This window comes from Methylobacterium sp. UNCCL125 (assembly GCF_900116795.1).
GTDB classification, from domain to species: domain Bacteria; phylum Pseudomonadota; class Alphaproteobacteria; order Rhizobiales; family Beijerinckiaceae; genus Methylobacterium; species Methylobacterium fujisawaense.
In genome coordinates, this window is record NZ_FPBW01000007.1 from 1 (window position 1) to 22,784 (window position 22,784).

Genomic DNA, 22,784 nt, shown 5'->3' on the forward strand with positions numbered 1-22,784 from the left:
AGGGCGCCAACGAGATCGCCCGGCGGGCGCGGGGCACGCCGCGGATCGCCGGGCGTCTCCTGCGGCGGGTGCGGGACTTCGCCGTGGTGGCGGAGGCCGAGACGGTGACGCGGGCGATCGCCGACCGGGCGCTGCAGCTGCTCGACGTGGACGCGGCCGGGCTCGACGTGATGGACCGCAAGTACCTGAGCCTGATCGCGCGCTCCTTCGGGGGCGGCCCCGTGGGGATCGAGACGATCGGGGCGGCCCTGTCGGAGCCGCGCGACGCGATCGAGGACATCATCGAGCCGTATCTCATCCAGCGCGGCTTCGTGCAGCGCACCCCCCGCGGCCGCGTCCTCACCCGGCACGCCTACCGCCACATGCAGCTGCCGGAACCCGGGGCGGCCCCGGTGGCCGCCTGAGGCTGCGGCCCGACGGACGGCGGCCGTGCCGGCGGATGGCGACGCGCCGCCCGCCCGTCCCTCAGGCCCTGCGACGCACCGCGCCGGCGTCGTGGTCCATCCGCTGGAGCAGGGCGGCGAGGGGCATCGGCCGGCCGATGTGATAGCCCTGGACGTAGCGGCTGCCGTGCCGCCGCGCCACGTCCAGCTGGGCCTGCGTCTCGATCCCCTCGACGATCCCGTCGAGACCGAGGTTGCGGCACAGGTCCAGGATCGTGGAGATCAGGCTGCAGCCCCGGTCCGTGTTGATGTCGACCATGAAGCTGCGGTCGATCTTGATCTTGTCCAGCGGCAGGCGGTGGACGTAGCCCAGGCTGGAATAGCCCGTCCCGAAATCGTCGAGCGCGATCTTGATGCCGAGGCTGCGCAGGGCGGTGATGGCCGCCTTGGCGTGATCGAAGTCGCGCATCAGGGCGGTCTCGGTGAGTTCGAGCGTCAGCCGGCGCGGGTCGAGGCCGCTGCCCTGCACCGCGGCCAGGATCGCCAGGACGGTCTCCGGCGAGGCGAGATCGTGGGCGGAGAGGTTGAAGGACAGGCCGGTCTCGGGCGGCAGCCGCGCGCCGTCGGCGAGCGCCTTGCGCAGAAGCAGGAGCGTGACCGTGTGGATCATGCCGCAGCGCTCGGCTGCCGCGATGAACCGGTCCGGTCCGACCTGGCCCAGCGACGGGCTCGTCCACCGCGCCAGACCCTCCACGAAGGCGATCCGCCCCGTCTCCGTGTCGAGGATCGGCTGGTAGTGCAGGACCATCTCGGCGGCGAGGTCGGCCGTCCGCAGGGCCGTCTCCACCGCCTGCTCGGCATGGATGGCGTCCTTGTGCTCCTGCGAGAACAGGGTCGTCGCGCCGCGCCGCTGCTCCTTCGAGTGGTAGAGCGCGTAGTCGGCGCGGTCGAACAGGGCGTCCGCGTCGCGCGTGGCCTTGCAGGAGACGGCGAGGCCGCCCGAGCAGCCCGTGACGACCCGGATGTCGCCGATCCGCGTCGGCTGCTGCAGCGCCGTGCAGATGCCGTCGCAGAAGGCGAGCGCCGCCGCGGCCCCTTCGGACGCTCGGAGAATCACGCCGAATTCGTCGCCGCCCAGCCGCGTCACCACCACGTCGGCGCTGGCGAATTCCGCGAGGCGCCGGCCGGCTTCCGCCAGGACGCGGTCGCCGACATTATGCCCGTAGGTGTCGTTGATCGGCTTGAAACGGTCGAGGTCGAAGATGGCCAGGGCGAAGGGCGCGCCCGCTTCCGAGGGCGAGCGGATCGCCTCGTCGAGCTTCTGGAAGAAGTAGCGGCGGTTCGGCAGGCCGGTCAGGCTGTCGGTCTGGGCAAGGCGCGCATTCTCCTCGGAGAGCCGGCTCGCCACGGCCTGGGACGCCACGAGGTCGACGAAGGCCCGGTAGTTGGTGTTGAGGGTCCGGACCATCACCACCGTCACGAAGGCCGTGTTCGCCGCGATGGCGAGGAAGACCTTGTTCCCGCTCGTCACGCAGCAGAACAGGAACACGCTCATGACGATGCCGGTCACCAGGAAGGCCGCGACCGGCAGATGGGTCAGGCAGAAGATGCAGGCGATCACCGTGACGGCCACGAAGATCGCCGCGTGGCCCTGCTCGTAGGGGCCGCCGAACCCGGTCAGGACCATCGCCCAGACCACGAAGACGATCGAGAAGAAGATCGTGAGCACCGTGGTCCGCCGCAGATGATGGACCGCCTGCGCCTCGCTCAACGTCTCGGGCCGCAGGCGCAGCCAGTGGACCCCGCGGATCAGGCACAGCGAGATCACGACCGCCGGAATGCCGAGCGTCAGGATGGCGGGCGCCAGGGCATAATGCGTCGCGGCGAGCGCGCAGGCATTGACCGAGAGCAGTCCGTAGAGGGACGGGACCTGTTTCTGCAGTTCCGCGAGCTGACGGATGGCGGTCAGGCCGCGCGGGGATTTGGTCAGCGCCGCGATCAGTGTCGACAGAGCGTGTTTCGGGCGGTTCATTGGATCTGCAGCTGCGCGATTTTCGCATTACTATTTTCCTTTCATTAAGGAGCCATTTAAGCGGCGCGCGCGGGCGGTGGTCAGGCACGACCCGGATTCGCGTCCTGGACAGCCCCGTCGCAACAGCCCCGGACGCTTGGCTCGCCGACCGGACCGATCTTCGATCGCGGCCGGCACACCGTGATGGACGGGGCTGGACCGTGATCCGTCTTGTCGCGTTGGACAAATCGTGAATTATTTACTGTATTGGTCTTTCGTTTCTGTGCGGCAATGAAATATTCTAGATCAATACAATTGTTCGGTTCCGCGCATTTCAGGTGATCCGGGAAGGCCTCCGATTGCCCGCAGGGCGCATCCCGGCGATGATCGTCGGGACGGCCGCCACGCGGCCGCCGGAACGTGTCTGGAGAGTGGTCGATGAGAATCCCTGCCCGTGCCGTCCGGCCCGCGATCCTCGTGGGCGGCCTGCTCGTGGCCGCCGGGCCGCACGGGGCTGCGGCCGGACCGGGGCGGCCCGAGACGATCCACGTGACCTTCGCCTGTCCGACGGGGCGGACGCTGGCCGTCACGTTCGTGAACGGCGCGGGGCCGGAGCAGGCAATCGTCCGGCCGGGCGACGGCGGCGCCGTCACCCTGCCGGTGCAGCTGAGCGGGTCGGGGTTCCGCTATGCCGACGCCACCCACGAGCTGCGGGGCAAGGGGCGGTCGGTCACGTGGACCGACGGGTCCGGCAAGCCGATCACCTGCACCGATCAGACGCCGGCCGGCTCCGGGCCGCGATAGGCGGTGCCGCATCCGGGCCGCCGGGTCCGGACGCGGATGCCTCCCGTCCGGTCACGCTTCGTGTCCCGGCGCGCCGGGCCGTCGGGACGATCCGCGTCGCGGCGGCCGAGCGGATCCGGGCGGTGAGACGCCTGCCATCGGGGCGATCGCCCAGGAGGCCGGATTCGCCAGCCGCGTGCGGATGCGCGGCGCGATCCGCCGGGCCGCTCGCAATCGTCCGAACCCGCGGGGCCCGTCACGGGCCGGTCACGGGCCGGTCACGGCCCGGACATGGCCGCGTCATCGCGGGTCGCGCCCGTTGCGAGCGGCGCTCCCTGGCCCGGCCGCGCGCGACCCGCTAGGAACCGCCCGTCCCGGAGACCGAAGCGTCGGCGTCCGGCGGCGGCCCCCCTCGACGCGGAGAACACCCTTGCCTGCGGCCCCGTCGCGCTTCGACGCCGTTCTCCTCGATCTCGACGGCACCCTCGTCGACAGCCTGGCCGATCTCCGGACGGCCCTCAACGCGACCCTGGCGCAGGAAGGCCTGCCGCCGGTCTCGGCCGCCGCGGTGCGGGCGATGGTGGGCGACGGCGCCCTGGCGCTGCTGCAGCGCGCCCTGCGGGCCTCCGGTGGCGACGCCGACCGGGCGGCGGAGCTGCTGCCGGCCTTCCTGGCCGTGTACGAGCCGATCGCGGCGGCCGGCACGGCCCTGTTCCCCGGCGCGGCGGAAGCCGTCCGCGCGCTCCGGGAGGCGGGCCTCGCGCTGGCGATCGTTACCAACAAGCCGGCCCGCGCCACCGGCCTGATCCTGGATGCGGTGGGGCTGACGCCGCTGATCGACACGGTGGTGGGCGGCGACACGCTGCCCCAACGCAAGCCCGATCCCGCGCCGCTCCGGGAGGCCCTGCGCCGGCTGGGGGTCGAGCCTGGCCGGGCCGTCATGGTCGGCGACATGCACCACGACATCGCGGCGGCCCGCGCGGCGGGCGTCGCCGCAATCCTGGCCCGCTACGGCTACGGGCGCCCCGAAGACGCAGACGCCGCCGACGCCGTCCTCGACGACATCGGCGGCCTGCGGGTCCTGATCGGGGCGCTGCCCGGGCCGCTGGCGTCGGGCCGCGCCCCGGCCTCCTAGCGCCTCGCCGCGAGGGCGCGGCGGCCGGAGACGCCCGGCGCCCGGGCGGTCCGTTCGCGGAGGGCGGCCGGCAGCGGCGCGAAGCGGGCCGCGCCGGACGCGGTCAGGGCGCCGCGATGGCCTTCTCGACGAAGGCGATGACGCCGGCGATGTAGCGCTGGATCGGGATGCCGCGCTTCCGGTGCTTGGCCCGCTTCACGTACCAGTCCTGCAGGAGCGGCTTGATCAGCGCGGCGGTGAGATCGACGTCGGCGACCGCGAAGACGCCCGCCGCAACGCCGCGGGCGAGGACCTCGGCGAAGATGCGCTCCGTGGCGGCCTCGCTCTCCGTCGCCATCGTCCGGGCGGGGGCCGGAAACCCCTTCGCCTCCATGAAGGCGAAGACGAACCAGGGCTGCATCGCCTCGGTCAGGCGGATATGGGTCTCGATCAGCCAGCGCAGATGCGCGGCCGGGTCCCCCTCGATCCCCGCGGGAGCCTGCCGCAGGACGGCCTCGGCCGTCTCGGCCACCTCGGTGAGGATCATCACCAGAAGCGTGTTCTTGTTGTCGAAGTACGAGTAGAGCCCGCCCATGCTGAGGCCCGAGGCCTGCGCGAGGTCGCGCAGGCTGGTCTCGTGGAAGCCCTGCCGGCTCGACAGCTTCAGCACCGCCTCGATGATCCGGGCGAGGTTGGCGGTGGCGACGTGATCCTTCCGGACGCTGATCCGGTCCCGGTGCCGCGCCAGGATCCGCGCGCAGATCGCCTCGGTCGCGTAGGCGTCCTTCGCCGGCAATTCGGCCGGACGGGCGGACGGGGGAGCGTCAGCGGGTCTCATCGATCCATCGTCGCGCGGGCCGGTCGGGGCGACGGCCGAAGACGGTCCCCGTCCCTTGGCCCGTTGCCCGTCGCCCTTAGCGCGTTGCCAGATCCGAATCCAGGCGATAAAAAGCGAGCGCTCGCTCGATTTTTATCGCCTGGGCCGGCACAGCAGGTGGGCTCATGGATTTCACCATCTCCCCGCGCGTCGAGGATTACCGCGCCCGGATCGCGGCCTTCGTGGACACGCACATCCTGCCGCTGGAGGCCGATCCGACGGCCTATGACGGCCACGGCAACATCAGCCTCACCGAGCTGGCCCGGCTGCGGGGTCTCGCCCGCGACCAGGGCCTGTGGTGCCTGCAGCTGCGGCCCGAGACCGGCGGCGCCGGTCTCGACAGGGTCGGCATGGCGGTCTGCTACGAGGCCATGAACCGGTCGATCTTCGGGCCGGTCGTGTTCAACGCGGCCGCGCCGGACGACGGCAACATGATGGTGCTGGAGAAGGTGGCGACGCCGGCCCAGAAGGCGCGCTGGCTCGCGCCGATCGTCGACGGACGGGTCCGCTCGGCCTTCGCCATGACCGAGCCGCATCCCGGCGGCGGCTCCGATCCGGGGATGATCCAGACCCGGGCCGAGCGGCGGGGCGACCGCTACGTGGTCACCGGCCGCAAGTGGTACATCACCGGCGCCGAGGAGGCCGCGCACTTCATCCTGATGGCGCGCACCTCCGACGACGCGCGCAAGGGGCTGACCGCCTTCCTGTTCCACAGGGACCAGCCCGGCTGGCGGATCCTGCGCCGCATCCCGATCATGGGGCCGGAGGAGCATGGCGGCCATTGCGAATTGCTGTTCGAGGGCCTGGAGATCCCGGCCGAGAACGTGCTGATGAGCGAGGGCGACGGCCTCAAGCTCACCCAGATCCGCCTCGGGCCGGCGCGGCTGACCCATTGCATGCGCTGGCTCGGCCTGTCGAAGCGCTGCGTCGCGATCGCCCGGGCCTATGCGGCCGAGCGGCACGGCTTCGGCGTGCGCCTCGCCGACCGGGAGAGCATCCAGCTGATGCTCGGCGACCTCGCCATGCGGATCGAGATCGGGCGGCTCCTGGTGATGAAGGCCGCCTGGGCGCTGGACCAGGGCAGCTTCGCCCGCAAGGAGGTGTCGATGGCCAAGGTGCACGTGGCCAACCTCCTCCACGCGGCCGCCGACACGGCGATCCAGATCAACGGCGCCCGGGGCTATTCCACCGACACGCCGCTGGAATGGATCTACCGCTACGCCCGGCAGGCCCGCCTCGTGGACGGCGCCGACGAGGTCCACAAGATGGTGCTCAACCGCAATCTGGAGGCCGAGGGCGACGCCTTCTGGTCGTGGGGTGTCGGGGCGTGAGCACGGCCTCGTCCAGGCTGTCCGCTGTCCCATCCGCCGATCGGCCGAGTAAGCCATGGAGCCCAAGACGATGACCGATGTCGTGATCACAGGCGCGGTGCGCACCGCGATCGGCACCTTCGGCGGCGCGCTCGCCGGAACGCCCCCCTCCGTCCTCGCCGCCCGCTGCGTCGCCGAGGCGCTGCGCCGGGCCGGGACCGCGCCCGAGGCGGTCGGCCACGTGGTCCTCGGCAACGTCATCCCCACCGAGCCTCGGGACGCCTACATCGCCCGCGTCGCCGCCCTGGAGGGCGGCCTCCCCAAGGAGGTGCCGGCCATGACGGTCAACCGCCTCTGCGGCAGCGGCCTGCAGGCGATCGTCTCGGCCGCGCAGTCCATCCTGCTCGGCGACGCGGAGATTGCGGTGGCCGGCGGGGCCGAGAGCATGAGCCGCGCGCCCCACCTCCTGACCACCGGGCGGACCGGGTCGCGCATGGGTGACGCCGTCCTCGTCGACTACATGCTCGGCGCGCTGAGCGACCCGTTCGGCAACGGCCATATGGGCGTCACCGCCGAGAACGTGGCCGAGCGCTACGCCATCCCCCGCGCCATGCAGGATGCCTTCGCGGCCGAGAGCCAGGCGCGCGCCGCCCGGGCGATCCGCGAGGGCCGGTTCCGCGATCAGATCCTGCCGATCGACGTGCAGCGGAAGCGCGAGACGGTGGCCTTCGACACCGACGAGCACCCGAAGGCCACGAGCGCCGACGACCTCGCCAAGCTCCGCCCGGCCTTCTCCAAGACCGGCAGCGTCACGGCCGGCAACGCCTCGGGGCTGAACGACGGCGCCGCCGCCCTGGTCCTGTCCAGCGCCGCGCAGGCCGAGCGCGACGGCGCGACGCCGCTCGCCCGGATCGTCGGCTACGCCCATGCGGGCGTGGACCCGTCCGAGATGGGCATGGGCCCGGTGCCGGCGGTGCGGCGCCTGCTGGAGCGGACCGGGCTGCGGGCGGGGGATTTCGACGTCATCGAGTCGAACGAGGCCTTCGCGGCCCAAGCCTGCGCGGTCTCCCGCGCCCTCGACCTCGATCCCGACACGGTCAACCCCAACGGCGGCGCCATCGCCCTCGGCCACCCGATCGGCGCCACGGGGGCGATCATCACCGTGAAGGCCCTCTACGAGCTGGCCCGGACCGGCGGCCGCTACGGTCTCGTGACCATGTGCATCGGCGGCGGCCAGGGGATCGCCCTGGCCCTCGAGCGCGTCCAGTGACGCGGCCCTGAACCCCCATGCTGGACGCAGGTCAAAGGACGGCGCTCTGCGCCTGGATCGGCCGGGCCCTGGGGGCCGGGACGGTCACCCTCGACGACATCCGGCCGCTGACCGGCGGCTCGATCCAGGAGAACTGGATGCTGGCCTGCCGTGTCGACGGCGGCGAGCGGGGTTTCGTCCTGCGCAAGGACGCGCCGGCCACCATCGCGTCGAGCCGCCCGCGGGCCGAGGAGTTCCGGATCCTGCGCGCCGCCTTCGCGGCCGGCGTGCGGGTGCCGGAGCCGGTCGGATTCTGCGCCGATCCGGGCGTGGTCGGGGCGCCCTTCGCCCTGATGGGGCTCGTCTCCGGGGTCGGGCTGGGGCCGCGGGTGGTGAAGGACACGCGCCTCGGCGGCGACCGGGCGGCCCTGGCCGAGCAGCTCGGGCGGGAGCTGGCCCGGATCCACGGAATCCTGCGGGCCGATGGCCCCGGCCGCGCCGCCCTGGCGGACGACCTCGCCTTCCTCGGTGCGCCCGACGCGCATCCGGCGCTCACCGAGATCCGCACCCTGCGGGCGAATCTCGACGGGATCGGCGCCGTGCGCCCGGCCCTCGAATGGGGCCTGCGCTGGGCCGAATGCCACGCGCCGCCCTGTCCCGAGCCGGTCCTGGTGCATCGCGACTTCCGCACCGGCAACTACATGGTCGATGCCGAGGGCCTGACCGCGATCCTCGATTGGGAATTCGCCGGCTGGGGTGACCCGGTCCAGGATATCGGCTGGTTCTGCGCCGCCTGCTGGCGGTTCGGCCGGCCCGACCTGGAGGCCGGCGGCATCGCCCCGCGGGCCGCCTTCTACCGCGGCTATGAAGCCGAGAGCGGACGCAGGATCGACCCGGAGGCCGTGCGCTACTGGGAGATCATGGCGCATCTGCGCTGGGCGGTGATCGCCCTGGAGCAGGGCCACCGCCACGTCTCGGGCCAGGAGACGTCGCTGGAGCTCGCGCTCACCGGCCGGATGGCGCCCGAACTCGAAGCCACGATCCTGCGCGAGACCGCGCCCGAACGATGGGGAGCCCGATGAGCGCCGCCTTCCCGGACGCGCCCGCGGGCGCCGCCCTCCTGGCGGTGGCCCGGCAGAGCCTCCTCGACGAGGTCGCCCCCGCCCTGTCGGGGCGCCAGCGTTACGTCCTGCTGATGGCCGCCAACGCGATGGGCATCGTCCTGCGGGAGATCGAGCAGGAGGGTGCCGCCGCCGAGGCCTGGGCGCGGGTGCTTGGCGTGCTCTCCGCCGAAGGGGACGCCACCGAAGGGGACGCCGCCGCGCCGGCGGCTCTGGTCGCAGCCATCCGCGCCGGCCGCTGCGACGGCGACGCGGCGCTCCACGCGGCACTGGTCGAGACGACGCGGATCGCCGCCAGCATCTGGAAGGCGCCCGGATAGCGGCCCGCGGGTCGCGTCGCCCCGGCGGGTCTCCCGGCGTCCGCGACCGGGGCGGGCGCGGGAACGACGGCCGCCGCGACGGCGCGTTACCTCAGTAGGTCCGGCCGGTGCGCTGGCGCCGGTCGAAGCGGCGGCCGACATAGGCGATGAGCTTCGGCACGATGAAGGCCGTCAGGATCTTGCGCAGCATGGGGGCCTCCTTCAGCGGGTGCGGCGGACGAGCCAGCCGGCCGCGAAGGCGAGCGCGGCCAGACCCAGCAGGGTGTTCGTGCGGTTGGCCTCGACCGTGCGGATCGCCTGCCGGCCGTAGACCGCGCCACGGCGGCGCACGTCCCGGGCGCGTTCGCGGCCCTCGCCGATGAGATGGTCGGCCCGCGTCCGGGCGGCCTCGGCCAGATGGCGGCCATCGTCGGCCAAATCCTCGGCCCGGTCGCGGGCGCGACCGTAGGCATACTGAGCGCCGCCGGCCACTTGGTTGACGGCGCCGCGCACTTGGCGGGCCGGGTCACCGGTCAGGCCGCCCAGGGCGGTCTGGGCGCGACCCTTGAGGTGGCGGGACGCGCCACGGATCTGGTCGCGGTTCATGCTGCTCTCCTGTCTCGGGGTGATGGGACCTCGCCGGGGGGCCGCGGCGCCGGTGGCCCGGCGCCGCGGGATGAGGATCAGTGCTTGCCGGTGATCTTGTCGGCGAGGGTCTTGGCGCCGTCCTTGACGTCGCCGACGGTCTTCTGGGCCTCGCCCTTCAGCTCCTGCGCCTTGCCCTCGGCCACCAGCTTGTCGTTGCCCGTGGCCTTGCCGGCCGCCTGCTTGACGTTGCCGACCGCCTCGTTGGCCAGGCCCTTGATCTTGTCGGTGGTGCTGCTCATCGCGTGTGCTCCGTGCGGTTGGAGGGGGGGCAGGGATCCCGGCCAGGCGCGTTCCGCCCGCCGGGGATGGGCGGCGCCCGCATGGAGGCGCGGGCGCCGAGGGCGGTCAGACGCGCCGGGTCTCGTAGGCGCCGAGCAGGGTCGCGGGCTTCGGCGCGCCCAGGCGGCCGCCGAGGAAGGCCGCCAGGGCCCCCAGGATCAGCGCCAGCGCCGCGTAGAAGGCGCCCTGCGTGGCCGCCGACTTGGCCGTCACGGCCGCGGCCTCGGCCTTCTGCTTGGCGGTGGCCACCGCCTGGTCGTACTGCGTCTCGTAGTCCTGGATCTGCTGGCGGGCCTGATCGACCGGGATGTTCTGCGCCTTGGCCAGGGCGTCGGCCGCGCGGGCCTCGGCCTGCTGCTTCTGCGACGCGTCACCCGTGAACAGCGCCTTGATCGCCGCCACCGCCGCGTCGCGGGCCGCCTGCGGGTCCTGGCCGGCGGTCTGCTGGCGGACCTTCTGCTCGATGCCGTCCAGCGGGTTCGAGATCTTCGCCAGCGACGGCGCCGCCGCCTGGGCCGCCGTCTGCACGGTGCCGCCCACGAGGTTGCCCGCGCCGCCGAGCGCCCCCGAGACCGTGCTCAGCGTGCCGCCGACCAGGCCGCTGGCGGCCGAGGTCAGCAGGTAGAGCACGACCAGCGTCGTCACCGCCCAGGAGACGAGACCGTGCAGGGCGGCCGCGCCCGGCAGGGGCTTGCCCGAGAGCCGGCCGGCGATCAGGCCACCGGCCAGCGAGGCGACGATGCCCGAGGCCACGAACCAGATGCCGGCGCCCATCGAGGCGGTGGAGGCGGAGGGATTGTCGGCCGCCGTCGTGCCCACCGAGGCCAGGCCCACCCCGACGCCGACGAGGTTCACGATCACCTGGGTGACCAGGGCGGTGACGGCGCCGGCGAAGATCGCCCCCCAGGACACTTGGTTGAGCAGGACGGCGCGCGTGTCGGCGTGCGCGTCCGGCGCGAGGGGCGTTGCTACGGTCTGGATGGTGGTCACGCTGTGTCACTCCGGTGGTGGTGGTCGTCGTAGGTCGTCGCAAGGGGGGGCGCCGGTGGGGGCGTCGCCAGGGGACCTCGCGGTGGGGCGGCGCCGGCGAGGGGGCTCAGTCGCGGGCGCCTCGTCCTGCGCGGAAGAGCCCTGGCCGCGCGGAAGATGAGGGCAGACATCGCCCGATCAATGGTCCGCCCATACCGGTACGGCGGTATTCATCCGTCAGGTCTGCTCAGCGGAAAGCCGTTCTCGCGCCCCCACACCACCGCCTCGCTGCGCTTGTGGATGCCGATCTTGCGGTACAAGGCGGCGCCGTGATTGCGCACCGTGTTGCGCGACAGGCCGAGCTTGCGCGCGATCGCGTCGTCGCCGAGCCCCGAGCAGATCAGGTTGAGGATCTGGCGCTCGCGCACCGTCAGGTTCGGCGCCGCCCCCTCGGCGGCCTCCCGGCCGGGGCGGCGCAGGGTCGCGAGCTTCTCGATCAGCCCGCGGCTGAACCACGACGTGTCGGCCATCACGGTCTCGATCGCGTCGAACAGCTCCCGCTCGGTGTGCTTGCGCTCGGTGATGTCCTGCAGGACCAGCAGGGCGAACTCGGCATCGTTGATGGTCACGCGCTCGGCCGAGACCAGGCAGTCGAGATTCGTCCCGCTCTCGTGGCGCAGGCACACCTCGACCCCGAGGACGTAGCCGTGCCGGTCGAGGGCGGCCTCGACCTGCAGGCGCTGCTTGTCGGCGACCCACAGCCCGGCCTCGTCGAGGCTGCGCCCGACGATCCGGTCCTCGCCGTGGCCGAAGACCCGGCTGAACGCCTCGTTGATGCCGGTGACCTGGAACGTGTCCGCCCGCACCAGCACGGTCGGCACCGGCGTCATCCGGAACGCCTTGGCGAAGCGCTCCTCGCTCTGGCGCAGGGCCGTCTCGGCCTTCCGGCGCAGTTCGAGGTCGGCGAAGGTGAACAGCATGCACGGCTCGTCGCCCATCGCGATCGGCTGGCCGGCGACGATCACGAACCGGCTGCCGCCGTCGGGCAGGTCGAGGCAGGCCTCCATCTGGGGGATCGTGCCGCCGGACTCGAGGCGCGCGACCGCGAGGTCGCGGTTGCGGGCGCCGGCCAGGACGTCGACCTCGTAGACGCTGCGGCCGATCACGGCGTCGCGGGTGAAGCCGGTCATCTCCAGGAAGCCGGTATTGACCTTGACGTGGCGCAGGTCGGACAGCCGGGTGATCACCGCCGGGGCCGGGTTGGCGTTGAAGGTCCGCTCGAACCGCTCCTCGGCCTCGAACTGGTCGGAGACGTCCTTGAGGATCAGCGCGAGGCAGCTCGGCTTGCCGTCGCGGTCCGTGGCCACGAGGCTGCGCAGCGAGTGGACGAAATCTATCTCGGGCTTGTCGGCCCGGCGCACCTCGACCACGACATCGTGGAAGCGCTCGCCGGCGACGACGCGCTCGATCGGATACTGGTTGGGCGCGACGTTGTTGCGGTAGCGCAGGCAGAACCGGTCCCGGTACGCGTCCACGGTCGGCCCGAGCTCGTCGAGGCTCTCGGCGCCGTGCATCGCCAGGGCGGCGGCGTTGGCGTACGCGATGGTCTGGTCGGGCTCGACCAGGATCACGCCCTCGCTCAGGCCGGCGATGATCTGCCGGAGTTCGTGCCTGTCGACGCCCGCCGTCACCGCTCTCGCACCCCATGCCGCGCTCGCCGCCCCTCCGGCAGCCGGGCAAAAACGGGTTGCGCACAAGCAGGTTCCCTCACCTAGGTTATTTTCTTGGTATACACGCATCATCGACGCGGGCGTTTTGAGCCAAGGATTGATGCCCGGCCCGTCGAGGCGTTGTCTCGCGCAGATCGCCGGCGAACCGCCCAACAGACCTGGGCGTGCCGAACGTGCGGATATCGACCGAACACCGGGCCAGAAGCGCCGGGGCCGGTGCGACCATTGTTCAGGCGTTGAAGAAGTCGATGCCGCATCGCGTCCGGGGCACCGGCCGGCCCGCCTGCCGGCCGTGTCGGGCACCGCCGGCCGCGCCGCCTGGGCGACGGGCCCTCGCGGAACTCCCCCTGACGGGAGCGGTCGGGCGTCCGGATCGGCGGCGTGAAAAAAGCGCGCCGTACTGGTACAAATCTCTCATTTGAAAGAACGTGTTAGGGGCCATATCGGGGCTGCGGGACGTGCCGTGGGGCCCCAGGCTTCCACGGCGTCCCACCCCTTTGTCGAGGTTGTGCCGGGCGGATGGCCCTCTTGTCCGGCACGGCCGCGAGGCCGGACGCCCGCGCCACTCCGGGCGCGCGTCCGGCCCGTTGCCCTTTCAGGCCCGCACCCGATCGGCCCTGTCGATGATCCGGCCGCGGATGAACCGCGCCCGCGCTTCGAAATCACCACAGAGGAGACGATGACCCGACTTCGTGCTGCACTGCTCGCGCCCGCCCTGTTCCTCGCCGTCGGCGCTCCGACGGGAGCCTACGCGGCCAACCGGTTCGATGGAGCCTGGTCGGTCATAGCCACCGCGGAGAGCGGGAGCTGCACGGGGCCTTACAGCTACCCGATCGTCATCCGGGACGGGACCGTGGACGATGCCGGCGGCAACGGCGTCGACGCGTCCGGCCAGGCGGGCGCGGACGGCCGGATCACCGGCACGATCCGCAAGGGGCTCGCCAGCGTCCTGGTCTCGGGCCGTCTGCGCGGATCCGCCGGAACCGGCCGCTGGACCCTGTCGGGGCTCGGCGCCTGTGCGGGCCGCTGGACCGCGCGCCGCACGGGGTAGGGCAGGGCCGCGACCGGCGGCCCTGCGGGCCTCGGCCGATCCGTCGCGGGCCGACCCGCGACGGTCAGACAACCAGGATGGCCCAGCCGTGGGGCGGAAGGGTCACCCGGGCGCTCGGGCCGCCGGCTTCCGCGAGATCGCCTTGGCCGGCCTCGATCGCCCGCGCATCCGGGACCGGCAGCGGCACGGCCGCGTCGGCGAGGTTCAGGGCCAGCAGGACGCGCGCGGCGCCGTCGCCCAGCACGACCACGATCTGCTCGTTGGCGAGGTGCAGGGTCCGCGTCCGCGCGCGGTGCAGCCCGGCATGACGGCGCCGCAGCGCAATGAGGTCCCGGTGCAGCCGGTAGATCGGCCAGCCGTATGGGGCGAGATCCGCGGGCGTCGGCGGGAAGGCCGGCCGGATCGCGTCGTCGCCGCCGACCCGCTCCTCCTTCACGCCGCGGAAGGCCTGCTCGTCGCCGGCATAGATCGAGGGCGTTCCGCCGCAGGTCAGCAGGATCGCCAGGGCGTGCGGCAGGTGCCGGTCGTCCGTGAGCCGGCTGGCGATCCGCGTCACGTCGTGGTTGCCCACGAAGGTCAGGGGCGCGAACGTGTCGAGGCAGCCGTTGTGCCGGTCCAGGGCGTGGGCCAACTCGAACAGGTTGCGATCGTTGAGGGCGCTCCAGATCGCCTTCCACAGCTCGTACTGGGTCACCGCATCCATGCCGGTGTCCCGCACGAAGCGGGCGTAATCGCCGTGGATCACCTCGCCGACGATGTAGGCCTCCGGGTGGGCGATGCGGACCTGCCGCAGCACGCGCGCCCAGAAGTGCGGGGGGACCGCGTAGGCCGCGTCAAGCCGCCAGCCATCGGCGCCGCGGGCGATCCAGTGGTCCATGACGGCGGCGACATGATCGGCGACCTGCGGCGCGTCGTGATTGAGCGTCACGAGTTGCCGATGGCCCTCGAAGCAGGCGTAGTCCGGCTCGATGCCCGGGCCGGAGCCCCGCGGCCAGGACAGCCTGAACCAGTTGGCCTGCCGGGCTTCGGGCCCGTTGCGCAGGACGTCCTGGAAGGCGGGATGGGCCCGCCCGACATGGTTGAACACCCCGTCGAGCAGGACGCGGAGGCCGCGGGCACGGGCCGCGGCGATCAGCGCGTCGAAATCGGCCTCATCGCCCAGGCGCGGATCGATCCGGAAAGGGTCGATCGTGTCGTAGCCGTGCGTGGAGGCCGCGAAGATCGGCCCGAGCGCCAGCCCGGACACGCCGAGCTCCACCGCGTAGTCGAGCCAAGCCTGCAGGTGGGAGAGGCGATGCACGACCGGTGCGGCCGGGTCGGCCCGGTCGGGGGCGCCGACGAAGCCGAGGGGGAAGACCTGCCACCAGACTGTCTGTTCGATCCAGGGCGCCACCCGGCCTCCGCCTGTCGTCAATCGGGAGCGAACCCCGGTCCGCCGCAATGGTTGCAGGGCCGCCGGTCCGGACGCGGCCGCGCGGCGTGAGACGGCCCGCGGTCGCCCATCCCTCCGCGCCCGCGGATCAGGCGCGGTCCGGGCGCCAGCAGGCTTGAGATCGGTGATCGGACAGGGGCGCAGGGCGCGAAAATCGCGGCTGGTTACCGCTAAGTCCTGGCTGCGACGGCGATATCGCCGCGTCGCCAGGATGCTGAATTGTCACCAGGAAGGCCTGGTGGAGCTGAGGGGATTCGAACCCCTGACCTCCGCAGTGCGATTGCGGCGCTCTCCCATCTGAGCTACAGCCCCGTCGAGGCGCCGGCCTTGTAGGCGCGGGCGGCTCAGCCTGTCAATTCCCTGTTTCAACGTCGCCCGCCGCGCGCCGCTCCGGCGCTGGGGTGCGGGCGCCCCGAGGATAGCGCGCGGACCTGCATGAACGCCCTGATCTGGCTCTTCGACACGGTCGTCCAGCTTTTCATCTATGTCCTCATCGCAAGCGCGGTTCTCAGCTGGCTGGTGGCGTTCAACGTGGTGAACGTGCGCAACCCGATCGTCGCGCAGATCGGCGAGGTGCTCTACCGGCTGACCGAGCCGGTGCTGCGGCCGATCCGCAACCTGCTGCCCAATCTCGGCGGCGTCGACATCTCGCCGATCATCCTGATCCTGCTGCTGCTGTTCATCAGCCGCCTGCTGCACGAGTACGCCGTGCCCGCAACCTACGTTTACGCGCAGTAGGACCGAACGCCCGTGAAGACGAATCCCGGCCGCTTCTTCGAGGATTTCCGCCTCGGCGAGACCATCCGCCACGCCACCCCGCGCACCGTGACGGTGGGCGACGTGGCGCTCTACACCGGCCTCTACGGGCCGCGCTTCGCCGTGCAGTCGTCGGACGCCTTCGCCCGGGCCATCGGCTACCCGAAGAGCCCGCTCGACGACCTGCTCACCTTCCACATGGTGTTCGGCAAGACCGTCCCGGACGTCTCGCTGAACGCGCTGGCCAATCTCGGCTACGCGGAGGGCGGGTTCCGGCGGCCGGTCTATCCGGGCGAGACGCTCTCCACCGTGTCGGAGGTGATCGGCCTCAAGGAGAGCTCGAACCGCCAGACCGGCGTGGTCTATGTCCGCTCGGTGGGCTCCGACGAGCGCGGCGAGACCGTGCTGAGCTATTGCCGCTGGGTCCTCGTGCGCAAGCGCGACCCCGAGGCGGCCATCGCCGAGGAGCACGTGCCGAGCCTCGCCAAGGTGGTCGACCCGCAGGATCTCGCGGGCGCCCTGCCGAAGCTCTCGGCCGCCGCCTACGACACCGACCTCGCCGGCAGCCCGCACCGCTTCGCGGATTACGCGGTCGGTGAGAAGATCGACCACGTCGACGGCATGACCGTCGAGGAGGCCGAGCACCAGATCGCCACGCGCCTGTTCCAGAACACCGCCAAGGTGCATTTCGACGGGCTGGCCGCCAAGGACACCCGGTTCGGCCGGCGCCTGATCTACGGCGGCCACGTCATCTCGCTCGCCCGGGCGCTGAGCTTCAACGGGCTCGGCAACGCCTTCGCCCTCGCGGGCATCAATGCCGGCCGCCACGTGGCACCGCTGTTTGCCGGCGACACGGTCTATGCCTGGAGCGAGGTGCTGGCCACAGCCGATGTCGGCCGCGACGATGTCGGGCTTCTGCGCCTGCGGACGGTCGCCACCAAGAATCAGTCTTGCGGCGCCTTCCCGGACCGCGCGGGCGACGGCTACGACCCGGCGGTGATTCTCGACCTGGACTACTGGGCCTTCGTCCCGAAGTAGGGGGCCGATCAGGGGGCCGCCTCCCGGCACCGCCGGGCGGCGGTGCCGGCAGAGACCGCCTCAGCGGATCCCGGCGCCGACCACGCCCGCCTCGACCGCCAGCGAGAGGCGGTCCGTGACCGCCCACTCGACGCCGACGCCCGCGACCGGCCGCACCGCGATGTCCTGGCGCGTGAACGGCAGCGACCCCGGGGTCGGCCCGACGCGCAGCGTCTGGTGCAGGGCCAGGGCGCCGGTCTTGGCGTAGACCAGCACGTCCGGCGCGACGAGGGTGCCGACCTTCACCTCCAGGGACCCGGCGAAGTCGTTGGAATAGGCGAGCCGCCCGAAGCCCGGCGTGAGGGTGCCGTCGAGCCCGGCCAGATAATCGAACCCGCCGCTGATGCCGTAGAGGATCGGGCCCTCCTGCCACATCCGGCCGCCCTCGAACCCGATCGTCGGGCCCGAATAACTGCCGAAATGCCGGGACGTGCTGACCGCGTAGCCGGTCGAGAGGCGCGCGTAGGAGCCGGTCCAGCGGCCATACGCGTCCTCGGGCATCTGCGGCCAGGCGAAGGAGGGCAGCGGCGCGAAGCCGACGGACGGCCAGAACAGCGCCTGGGCGGCGGCGGGACCCGCCGGGAGACACGCGGCCCCGAGCCCGAGACCGGCCCCGAGCGCGAGACCGGCCGCGAGGCGGCTGAACGGACGGGAATCGGCGCGTCTGATCATCCCGCCATCCTAGCCGAAGCTCCCCGCCCGCGACAGGCGGAACCCGCGCACCCGCGGGATCGTGCGCGGCGCGCCGGGGCCGGCGTGCTCAGCAGGCGGCGACGTTGACCGCGAGGCCGCCCAGGGAGGTTTCCTTGTACTTGGCCTGCATGTCGTGCCCGGTCTGGCGCATGGTCTCGATGACCTGGTCGAGGCTCACGAAATGCACCCCGTCACCGTGCAGCGCCAGGGAGGCGGCGGCCACCGCCTTGTTGGCGCCGAAGGCGTTGCGCTCGATGCAGGGGATCTGCACCAGGCCGCCGATCGGGTCGCAGGTCATGCCGAGATGGTGCTCCATGGCGATCTCGGCGGCGTTGGCCACCTGGGGCGGCTCGCCCCCGAGGATCGCGGCGAGGCCCGCCGCCGCCATGGCCGAGGCCGAGCCGACCTCGCCCTGGCATCCGACCTCGGCGCCCGAGATCGAGGCCCGGCGCTTGATCAGCCCGCCGATGGCCGCGGCGGCGAGGAGGTAGTCGCGGCCGCGCGACTCGCTCCAGCCGGGGCAGAAATCCACGATGTAGCGCAGCACCGCGGGGACGATCCCGGCCGCACCGTTGGTCGGCGCCGTGACGATGCGGCCGCCGGAGGCGTTCTCCTCGTTCACCGCCAGGGCGAACAGGCTGATCCAGTCCATGATCTCGTGGGCCGGACGGCTGTTGGACAGCCGGTTCGCTTCGAGCGTCGCGTGGAGCCGCTTGGCGCGCCGCCGCACCTTGAGGCCGCCCGGCAGCTCGCCGTCCATGCGCAGACCCCGGGCGATGCAGGCGAGCATGGCGTCGCGGATGGCATCGAGCCCGGCCTCGATCTCCGCGTCGGAGCGCAGGGCGCGCTCGTTGGCCATCTGGACCTGCGGAATCGTCAGGCCGGTCTCGGCGCAGGTCCGCAGGAGGTCGGCGCCGCTCTCGAACGGATACGGCAGCGCCACCGCGTCCAGGCCGGCGGTGCCGGGCTCGTCCTCTTCTTCCACGAAGCCGCCGCCCACGGAGTAGCAGACCACCTCGTCCAGAAGCCCGCCGGCAGGATCGTAGGCGCGAAAGCGCATGCCGTTGGTGTGGCGCGGCAGCACCTCGGTGAAGTTGAAGAGAAGGTCCCGCGTGCCATCAAAGGCAATGCCGGGCAGGCCGAGGGCGCCGGTCTCGGCGAGGGCCTGCGTGTAACCGGCCACGGCGTCGGGATCGACGGTGGCGGGCTCGTGCCCCAGGAGGCCGAGGTAGATCGCCACGTCGGTGCCGTGGCCGCGCCCGGTCCAGGCGAGGGAGCCGAAGATCTCCGCGCTCACCCGCGCGACGCCGGACCGGCCGGCGACGCGGTCGCGGAAGCGGCGCGCGGCGACCATCGGGCCGATCGTGTGCGAACTCGACGGGCCGATCCCGATCTTGAACAGATCGAAGGCGCTGATCATGGCGTGGCGTCTCTCCCTATCGGCCCGGGCCCCGGACGCGGCCCTGCAGGAAGCCGGCCATGCGGGTCCCGCAGGAACGCCCGCCGGGTCCGCGCCGCGGCCGCCGGCCGGGAGCCGACGGCGGGAGGCGTGATCGCGGCGCGGACGGGCGCTCAGATCTTCCCGTCGAGGCCCATCTGGTAGTACTTGTGCACGATCTTGTCCTGGTTCTCGAGGAGCCAGTCGATCGAGGGCTCGTTGGTCATGGCCTTGCGGATGGCCTCGGTCATGCCGCGGCGCTGGATGTCGAACAGCGCCTTGTGGTCGACATGCTGCGCCTCGATGACGCCGGGGCTGAGCCAGACCGAGCAGATGATGCCGAGATCGTTGGCCTTGTGCTTGGGGATGTAGCCCGCCCGCACGGCGTCGAGGACGCCGTTGGCGATGGCGAACTGCACGGTGCCCATCAGGATCGAGGTGTACTTGCTCTCGGTGACGCTGACCTTGGACACGCAGAGCGTGACCGGGCGGACCATGATGTCGGTGTTCAGCAGGGCGAAGACGCGGCTGTGGCCGACGACCTGATCGCCGGTCAGCGTGGCGAGGGCGGTGCCGACCGGCCCGTCGAGTTCGCCGATGATGACCTCGGGCTCCGAGGCGGTGTTGGGCGGCCCGCCCGCCACCAGGGCCTCGCCGGCCCGCAGGATGATGCGTTCGTTCATGCTGTCCCTCGTGGAGATCGGGCGATCCGGCTCTGCCCGACGGCGCGGCTCCTATCACCGGCCCGCCGCGCCTGTCGACGCGGACCCGTCCGCAGCCGCAGCCGCAGCCGCGCCGATCCGGCCGCCCGCGCACGGCCTTGCGCGTCGCGGTCGGTCCGCGCGCCGCCCGGGGCCGCTCCGAGGCGCAGGGGAGAGGGCGACGCAGGGGAGTAGGCGACGCAGGGGGGAGGGCGGCGGCCGGGCGCCGCCACCCGCCGCGATCAGTCGCGCACGACGACCTTGGTGCCGACCCGGACCCGGTCGTAGAGGTCGACCACGTCCTTGTTGGTCATGCGGATGCAGCCCGACGAGACCGCCGCCCCCATCGTCTCCGGCTCGTTCGAGCCGTGGATGCGGTAGAGCGAGGAGCCGAGATAGAGGGCGCGGGCGCCCAGCGGGTTGTCCTGGCCGCCGGCCATGTAGCGCGGCAGGTCCGGGCGGCGGGCCAGCATCTGCTGCGGCGGGCGCCAATCCGGCCATTCCTTCTTCATGGTGACGGTCTTGGTGCCCGACCACGAGAAGCCCTGCCGGCCGACGCCGACGCCGTAGCGGACCGCCGCGCCGCCGCCCAGCACGTAGTAGAGCCGGCGCTGGCGCGTCGAGACCACGATCGTCCCGGGCTTCTCCTTGCCGGTCCACGCCACGGTCTCGCGGGGGATCGCCTGGCTGCGGAAGACGTTGAGGAAGTCCGCGATGGGGCCCCTGTCCAGCGGGTTGGCCAGCGCGGGGGCGCTTCCAAGCAGCAACCCCGCGAGCCCGAGCAGCGCGATCCGTCTCGGCATGGTCTCCATCCTCCGTCCGTCGTGGCGCAGACCTTCGCGGTGCCCTGCGCGCATCGGGCGAGCCGGCCCGGACTTCACGGCAAGGTTGAGGCCGGGCCGTCGGGATGTGCACTTCCGGGCGTAGCTGTGTGCTGCATGCAACACTCCGCGGACGCCGCGACGCCGTGGGTGATTGCGCCCGGCGACAGCCGTGCTTATCTCAGATTCGTGATCCGATCCGCCGCCCTTCTGGCCCGCCGTGTCGCGGCCTTGCCGGACCGCCTCGCCCGGGGCCTCGCCGTGCTGGCGCTGCTCGTCCTCGCGGCGGCCGCGATGGCCGCCGTGCCGGCACGGGCCCAATCCGCGCGGCCGGAGGGCCCGGCCTGCGCGATCACGAGCCCGCGCCTCTCGGTTCTGTCGGGCACGCCGGACGCGCAACCCGAGGCCAAGCGGTCCGTCTTCGGCCGCACCGATCTCTGCGCCGCCGACAGCGAGATCCTCACCGAATTGGGGCTGCCGCGCCCGCCGGTCGAGGCGCCGCGGCCCCGTCACACTCTTTCCGCATCGTTCGAATACAGGTCCGACATCCTGCCGGCTTCCGCGCCGGACGGTTCGCCGCACCGGCCTCCCCGCTTGGCCTGACGCGCGCCCCGGCCCTGGCGGCCGGCGAGGATGCGCGCCTGTCCTGATCTCCGTCCGACCGGCCGCGTGACCGGTCCCGAGATCTGCCATGACGATGCGCGGGTCCATGCTCCGCGCCAGCCTCAGCAGACGCATGTTTTCAGGAGCGTCGGAAATCGTGACCCGCACTCTGTCCGTCAGAACCTCATCCTCTCGCCGCCGTCCGGGCCGGGCCAGGACCGTCCTGCCCGCGGCCCTGCTTCTGCTCGGCCTCGCGGCCTGCAACCCGAAGCAGGTGGCCGCGCCGGCGCCGCCGGTGCCCGAGGTCGGCTTCGTCAAGGTCGAGCCCCAGGCGATCCCCTATCTCCGCGACCTGCCGGGCCGTGTCGCGCCCATGCGCATCGCCGAGGTCCGCTCCCGGGTCTCCGGGCTCGTGGTGAAGCGGCTCTTCGAGCAGGGCAGCCAGGTCAAGGAAGGCGACATCCTCTACAAGATCGACCCGGCGCCCTATCAGGTCGAGCTCGCCAGCGCCGAGGCGGCGCTCGCCCGTCAGGAGGCCGCCCTCGTGCTGGCCCGGCAGCAGGCCGACCGGCTCGAGCAGCTGCTGACGCGGGCCACCGCCAGCCAGGCCCAGTACGATGCCGCCTTCGCGGCCAAGAAGCAGGCCGAGGCGGAGGTCGCCGGCGCCAAGGCGGCCCGCGACCGGGCGCAGCTCAACCTCGGCTGGACCGACGTGCGCGCGCCGATCACCGGCCGGATCGGCCGGGCGCTGCTCACCGAGGGCACCCTGATCGAGCCGGGCTCCACGGGGGCGCTCGCCACGATCCAGCAGCTCGACCCGATCTACGTCGACATCACCCAGTCGGTGGGCGAATTGAACCGCCTGCGCCGGGACCTCGCCAGCGGGGAGCTGGCGCGGCTGGAGGAGAACACCGCCAACGTCCACCTGATCATGGATGACGGCTCCCTCTACCCGCTGGCCGGCCGGCTCCTGTTCTCGGACGTCACCGCCGATCCGAGCACCGGCCAAGTGACCCTGCGGGTGCAGTTCCCCAACCCGCACGACGAGCTGTTCCCCGGCATGTACGTGCGGGCGCGGATCAAGCAGGGCATCGATTCCGACGCCATCGCGGTGCCGCAGCAGGCGATCCAGCGCACCGACGACGGCCGCGCGGAGGTCTGGGTGGTGCGCGCCGACGAGACGGTCATGCGCCAGCCCGTCGAGGTCGGGCCGGTGGTCGGGCAGAACTGGCTGATCCGCTCGGGGCTGAAGGCCGGCGAGCGGGTCGTGATCGACGGCTTCCAGAAGATCACCGTCGGCGCCAAGGTGAAGCCCCGCGACCAGACGCCGGTCCACGGCGAGACCGGTCCGAAGCACGATACCGACGAGGCCCCCGACGCCTCGGGTGACAAGGCGGAGGTCGCGCCGCGGGCCGCCGCCGTCCAGCCGCGCCACTGAG

At 72.3% G+C, this 22,784-nt stretch carries 23 protein-coding genes and 1 tRNA gene; 12 read left to right on the top strand and 12 right to left on the bottom strand.

The features are described from left to right. Nucleotides 1-404: Holliday junction DNA helicase RuvB C-terminal domain-containing protein (locus tag BM396_RS08130; protein WP_280142395.1), on the top strand; the 404-nt coding region annotated here is incomplete at its 5' end. Nucleotides 405-465: 61 nt separating this feature from the next. Here the strand turns inward: BM396_RS08130 and BM396_RS08135 are convergent. After that, entirely contained in the window at nucleotides 466-2,415 is a 1,950-nt protein-coding gene (locus BM396_RS08135; RefSeq protein WP_043379420.1) for a putative bifunctional diguanylate cyclase/phosphodiesterase, read from the bottom strand. A 417-nt stretch (nucleotides 2,416-2,832) separates the two neighbouring features. Here BM396_RS08135 and BM396_RS08140 point away from each other — a divergent pair, with 417 nt between their 5' ends. Together BM396_RS08140 and gph are read left to right on the top strand one after the other, a co-directional pair. Continuing rightward, nucleotides 2,833-3,198 carry an MliC family protein gene (locus BM396_RS08140; protein ID WP_043351262.1) on the top strand — a complete coding sequence of 122 codons (366 nt, stop codon included), beginning with the start codon at nucleotides 2,833-2,835 and terminating at the stop codon, nucleotides 3,196-3,198. A gap of 409 nt (nucleotides 3,199-3,607) precedes the next feature. Then, nucleotides 3,608-4,312 (top strand): phosphoglycolate phosphatase, encoded by a 705-nt coding sequence (gene gph, locus BM396_RS08145; RefSeq protein ID WP_043379417.1) that lies wholly within the window; start codon nucleotides 3,608-3,610, stop codon nucleotides 4,310-4,312. A gap of 103 nt (nucleotides 4,313-4,415) precedes the next feature. Here the strand turns inward: gph and BM396_RS08150 are convergent, their stop codons facing one another. Next, nucleotides 4,416-5,129, bottom strand: coding sequence for a TetR/AcrR family transcriptional regulator (locus tag BM396_RS08150; protein WP_081948562.1), 714 nt, complete (start codon nucleotides 5,127-5,129; stop codon nucleotides 4,416-4,418). Nucleotides 5,130-5,293: 164 nt separating this feature from the next. On the opposite strand from BM396_RS08150, the gene BM396_RS08155 reads away from it, so the two are divergent. The 4 genes from BM396_RS08155 (at nucleotide 5,294) to BM396_RS08170 (ending at nucleotide 9,168) form a co-directional block, all read left to right on the top strand. Then, nucleotides 5,294-6,499: an acyl-CoA dehydrogenase family protein gene (locus BM396_RS08155; protein WP_043379413.1), complete on the top strand. Its 1,206-nt coding sequence runs from the start codon at nucleotides 5,294-5,296 to the stop codon at nucleotides 6,497-6,499. 70 nt (nucleotides 6,500-6,569) lie between these two features. After that, nucleotides 6,570-7,748: a beta-ketothiolase BktB gene (gene bktB, locus BM396_RS08160; RefSeq protein WP_043379482.1), complete on the top strand. Its 1,179-nt coding sequence runs from the start codon at nucleotides 6,570-6,572 to the stop codon at nucleotides 7,746-7,748. 17 nt (nucleotides 7,749-7,765) lie between these two features. Next, nucleotides 7,766-8,809, top strand: a complete 1,044-nt coding sequence (locus tag BM396_RS08165; protein WP_043379410.1) for a phosphotransferase family protein — start codon at nucleotides 7,766-7,768, stop codon at nucleotides 8,807-8,809. Next, the gene (locus BM396_RS08170; protein WP_043379409.1) at nucleotides 8,806-9,168 is read left to right on the top strand and encodes a DUF6285 domain-containing protein; all 363 of its coding nucleotides are present in this window, start codon (nucleotides 8,806-8,808) and stop codon (nucleotides 9,166-9,168) included. The genes BM396_RS08165 and BM396_RS08170 overlap by 4 nt, the downstream gene beginning before the upstream one ends. Before the next feature lie 201 nt (nucleotides 9,169-9,369). Here the strand turns inward: BM396_RS08170 and BM396_RS08175 are convergent, their stop codons facing one another. The 4 genes from BM396_RS08175 to BM396_RS08190 form a co-directional block, all read right to left on the bottom strand. After that, nucleotides 9,370-9,753, bottom strand: coding sequence for a CsbD family protein (locus BM396_RS08175; RefSeq protein WP_043350215.1), 384 nt, complete (start codon nucleotides 9,751-9,753; stop codon nucleotides 9,370-9,372). 77 nt (nucleotides 9,754-9,830) lie between these two features. Continuing rightward, entirely contained in the window at nucleotides 9,831-10,034 is a 204-nt protein-coding gene (locus BM396_RS08180; protein ID WP_043350217.1) for a CsbD family protein, read from the bottom strand. Nucleotides 10,035-10,140: 106 nt separating this feature from the next. Beyond that, entirely contained in the window at nucleotides 10,141-11,064 is a 924-nt protein-coding gene (locus BM396_RS08185; RefSeq protein ID WP_043350219.1) for a hypothetical protein, read from the bottom strand. A gap of 209 nt (nucleotides 11,065-11,273) precedes the next feature. Next, on the bottom strand, nucleotides 11,274-12,734 hold the full coding sequence (locus tag BM396_RS08190; RefSeq protein WP_043379406.1) for a helix-turn-helix transcriptional regulator: 1,461 nt from the start codon (nucleotides 12,732-12,734) through the stop codon (nucleotides 11,274-11,276). A 718-nt stretch (nucleotides 12,735-13,452) separates the two neighbouring features. Here BM396_RS08190 and BM396_RS08195 point away from each other — a divergent pair. Next, entirely contained in the window at nucleotides 13,453-13,824 is a 372-nt protein-coding gene (locus tag BM396_RS08195; protein WP_043379404.1) for a hypothetical protein, read from the top strand. Nucleotides 13,825-13,888: 64 nt separating this feature from the next. On the opposite strand, the gene BM396_RS08200 is transcribed toward BM396_RS08195, so the two are convergent. Further along, nucleotides 13,889-15,217 (bottom strand): alpha-amylase family protein, encoded by a 1,329-nt coding sequence (locus tag BM396_RS08200; RefSeq protein WP_043379400.1) that lies wholly within the window; start codon nucleotides 15,215-15,217, stop codon nucleotides 13,889-13,891. A 275-nt stretch (nucleotides 15,218-15,492) separates the two neighbouring features. Next, nucleotides 15,493-15,568, bottom strand: a tRNA-Ala gene (locus tag BM396_RS08205). 123 nt (nucleotides 15,569-15,691) lie between these two features. Between BM396_RS08205 and BM396_RS08210 the strand changes: the two genes are divergently transcribed. After that, nucleotides 15,692-15,994, top strand: a complete 303-nt coding sequence (locus BM396_RS08210; protein WP_010684838.1) for a YggT family protein — start codon at nucleotides 15,692-15,694, stop codon at nucleotides 15,992-15,994. A 12-nt stretch (nucleotides 15,995-16,006) separates the two neighbouring features. Next, complete coding sequence (locus tag BM396_RS08215; protein ID WP_043379397.1) at nucleotides 16,007-17,050, top strand: MaoC family dehydratase; 1,044 nt, start codon at nucleotides 16,007-16,009, stop codon at nucleotides 17,048-17,050. 60 nt (nucleotides 17,051-17,110) lie between these two features. Here the strand turns inward: BM396_RS08215 and BM396_RS08220 are convergent, their stop codons facing one another. From BM396_RS08220 to BM396_RS08235, 4 genes are all read right to left on the bottom strand, one after another. After that, complete coding sequence (locus BM396_RS08220) at nucleotides 17,111-17,761, bottom strand: outer membrane protein (protein WP_043379395.1); 651 nt, start codon at nucleotides 17,759-17,761, stop codon at nucleotides 17,111-17,113. Nucleotides 17,762-17,849: 88 nt separating this feature from the next. Further along, nucleotides 17,850-19,202, bottom strand: coding sequence for an L-serine ammonia-lyase (locus BM396_RS08225; protein WP_043379391.1), 1,353 nt, complete (start codon nucleotides 19,200-19,202; stop codon nucleotides 17,850-17,852). Nucleotides 19,203-19,354: 152 nt separating this feature from the next. Then, on the bottom strand, nucleotides 19,355-19,903 hold the full coding sequence (locus tag BM396_RS08230) for a formaldehyde-activating enzyme (RefSeq protein WP_043353007.1): 549 nt from the start codon (nucleotides 19,901-19,903) through the stop codon (nucleotides 19,355-19,357). Between the two features lie 260 nt (nucleotides 19,904-20,163). Then, nucleotides 20,164-20,724, bottom strand: a complete 561-nt coding sequence (locus BM396_RS08235; RefSeq protein ID WP_043379390.1) for a L,D-transpeptidase — start codon at nucleotides 20,722-20,724, stop codon at nucleotides 20,164-20,166. Nucleotides 20,725-20,931: 207 nt separating this feature from the next. Here BM396_RS08235 and BM396_RS08240 point away from each other — a divergent pair, with 207 nt between their 5' ends. Together BM396_RS08240 and BM396_RS08245 are read left to right on the top strand one after the other, a co-directional pair. Then, nucleotides 20,932-21,345 carry a hypothetical protein gene (locus BM396_RS08240; RefSeq protein ID WP_043379479.1) on the top strand — a complete coding sequence of 138 codons (414 nt, stop codon included), beginning with the start codon at nucleotides 20,932-20,934 and terminating at the stop codon, nucleotides 21,343-21,345. 157 nt (nucleotides 21,346-21,502) lie between these two features. After that, nucleotides 21,503-22,783, top strand: a complete 1,281-nt coding sequence (locus tag BM396_RS08245; RefSeq protein WP_236952749.1) for an efflux RND transporter periplasmic adaptor subunit — start codon at nucleotides 21,503-21,505, stop codon at nucleotides 22,781-22,783. Nucleotide 22,784 lies beyond the last annotated feature (1 nt).

What these genes read in the sequence shown, in the direction of transcription:
- BM396_RS08165 (WP_043379410.1), top strand. Translation starts at nt 7,766, where the DNA reads ATGCTGGACGCAGGTCAAAGGACGGCGCTCTGCGCCTGGATCGGCCGG.
- BM396_RS08170 (WP_043379409.1), top strand. Translation starts at nt 8,806, where the DNA reads ATGAGCGCCGCCTTCCCGGACGCGCCCGCGGGCGCCGCCCTCCTGGCG.
- BM396_RS08140 (WP_043351262.1), top strand. Translation starts at nt 2,833, where the DNA reads ATGAGAATCCCTGCCCGTGCCGTCCGGCCCGCGATCCTCGTGGGCGGC.
- BM396_RS08175 (WP_043350215.1), bottom strand. Translation starts at nt 9,753, where the DNA reads ATGAACCGCGACCAGATCCGTGGCGCGTCCCGCCACCTCAAGGGTCGC.
- BM396_RS08135 (WP_043379420.1), bottom strand. Translation starts at nt 2,415, where the DNA reads ATGAACCGCCCGAAACACGCTCTGTCGACACTGATCGCGGCGCTGACC.
- bktB (WP_043379482.1), top strand. Translation starts at nt 6,570, where the DNA reads ATGACCGATGTCGTGATCACAGGCGCGGTGCGCACCGCGATCGGCACC.
- BM396_RS08155 (WP_043379413.1), top strand. Translation starts at nt 5,294, where the DNA reads ATGGATTTCACCATCTCCCCGCGCGTCGAGGATTACCGCGCCCGGATC.
- BM396_RS08195 (WP_043379404.1), top strand. Translation starts at nt 13,453, where the DNA reads ATGACCCGACTTCGTGCTGCACTGCTCGCGCCCGCCCTGTTCCTCGCC.
- BM396_RS08225 (WP_043379391.1), bottom strand. Translation starts at nt 19,202, where the DNA reads ATGATCAGCGCCTTCGATCTGTTCAAGATCGGGATCGGCCCGTCGAGT.
- BM396_RS08220 (WP_043379395.1), bottom strand. Translation starts at nt 17,761, where the DNA reads ATGATCAGACGCGCCGATTCCCGTCCGTTCAGCCGCCTCGCGGCCGGT.
- BM396_RS08230 (WP_043353007.1), bottom strand. Translation starts at nt 19,903, where the DNA reads ATGAACGAACGCATCATCCTGCGGGCCGGCGAGGCCCTGGTGGCGGGC.
- BM396_RS08150 (WP_081948562.1), bottom strand. Translation starts at nt 5,129, where the DNA reads ATGAGACCCGCTGACGCTCCCCCGTCCGCCCGTCCGGCCGAATTGCCG.
- BM396_RS08235 (WP_043379390.1), bottom strand. Translation starts at nt 20,724, where the DNA reads ATGCCGAGACGGATCGCGCTGCTCGGGCTCGCGGGGTTGCTGCTTGGA.
- BM396_RS08210 (WP_010684838.1), top strand. Translation starts at nt 15,692, where the DNA reads ATGAACGCCCTGATCTGGCTCTTCGACACGGTCGTCCAGCTTTTCATC.
- BM396_RS08180 (WP_043350217.1), bottom strand. Translation starts at nt 10,034, where the DNA reads ATGAGCAGCACCACCGACAAGATCAAGGGCCTGGCCAACGAGGCGGTC.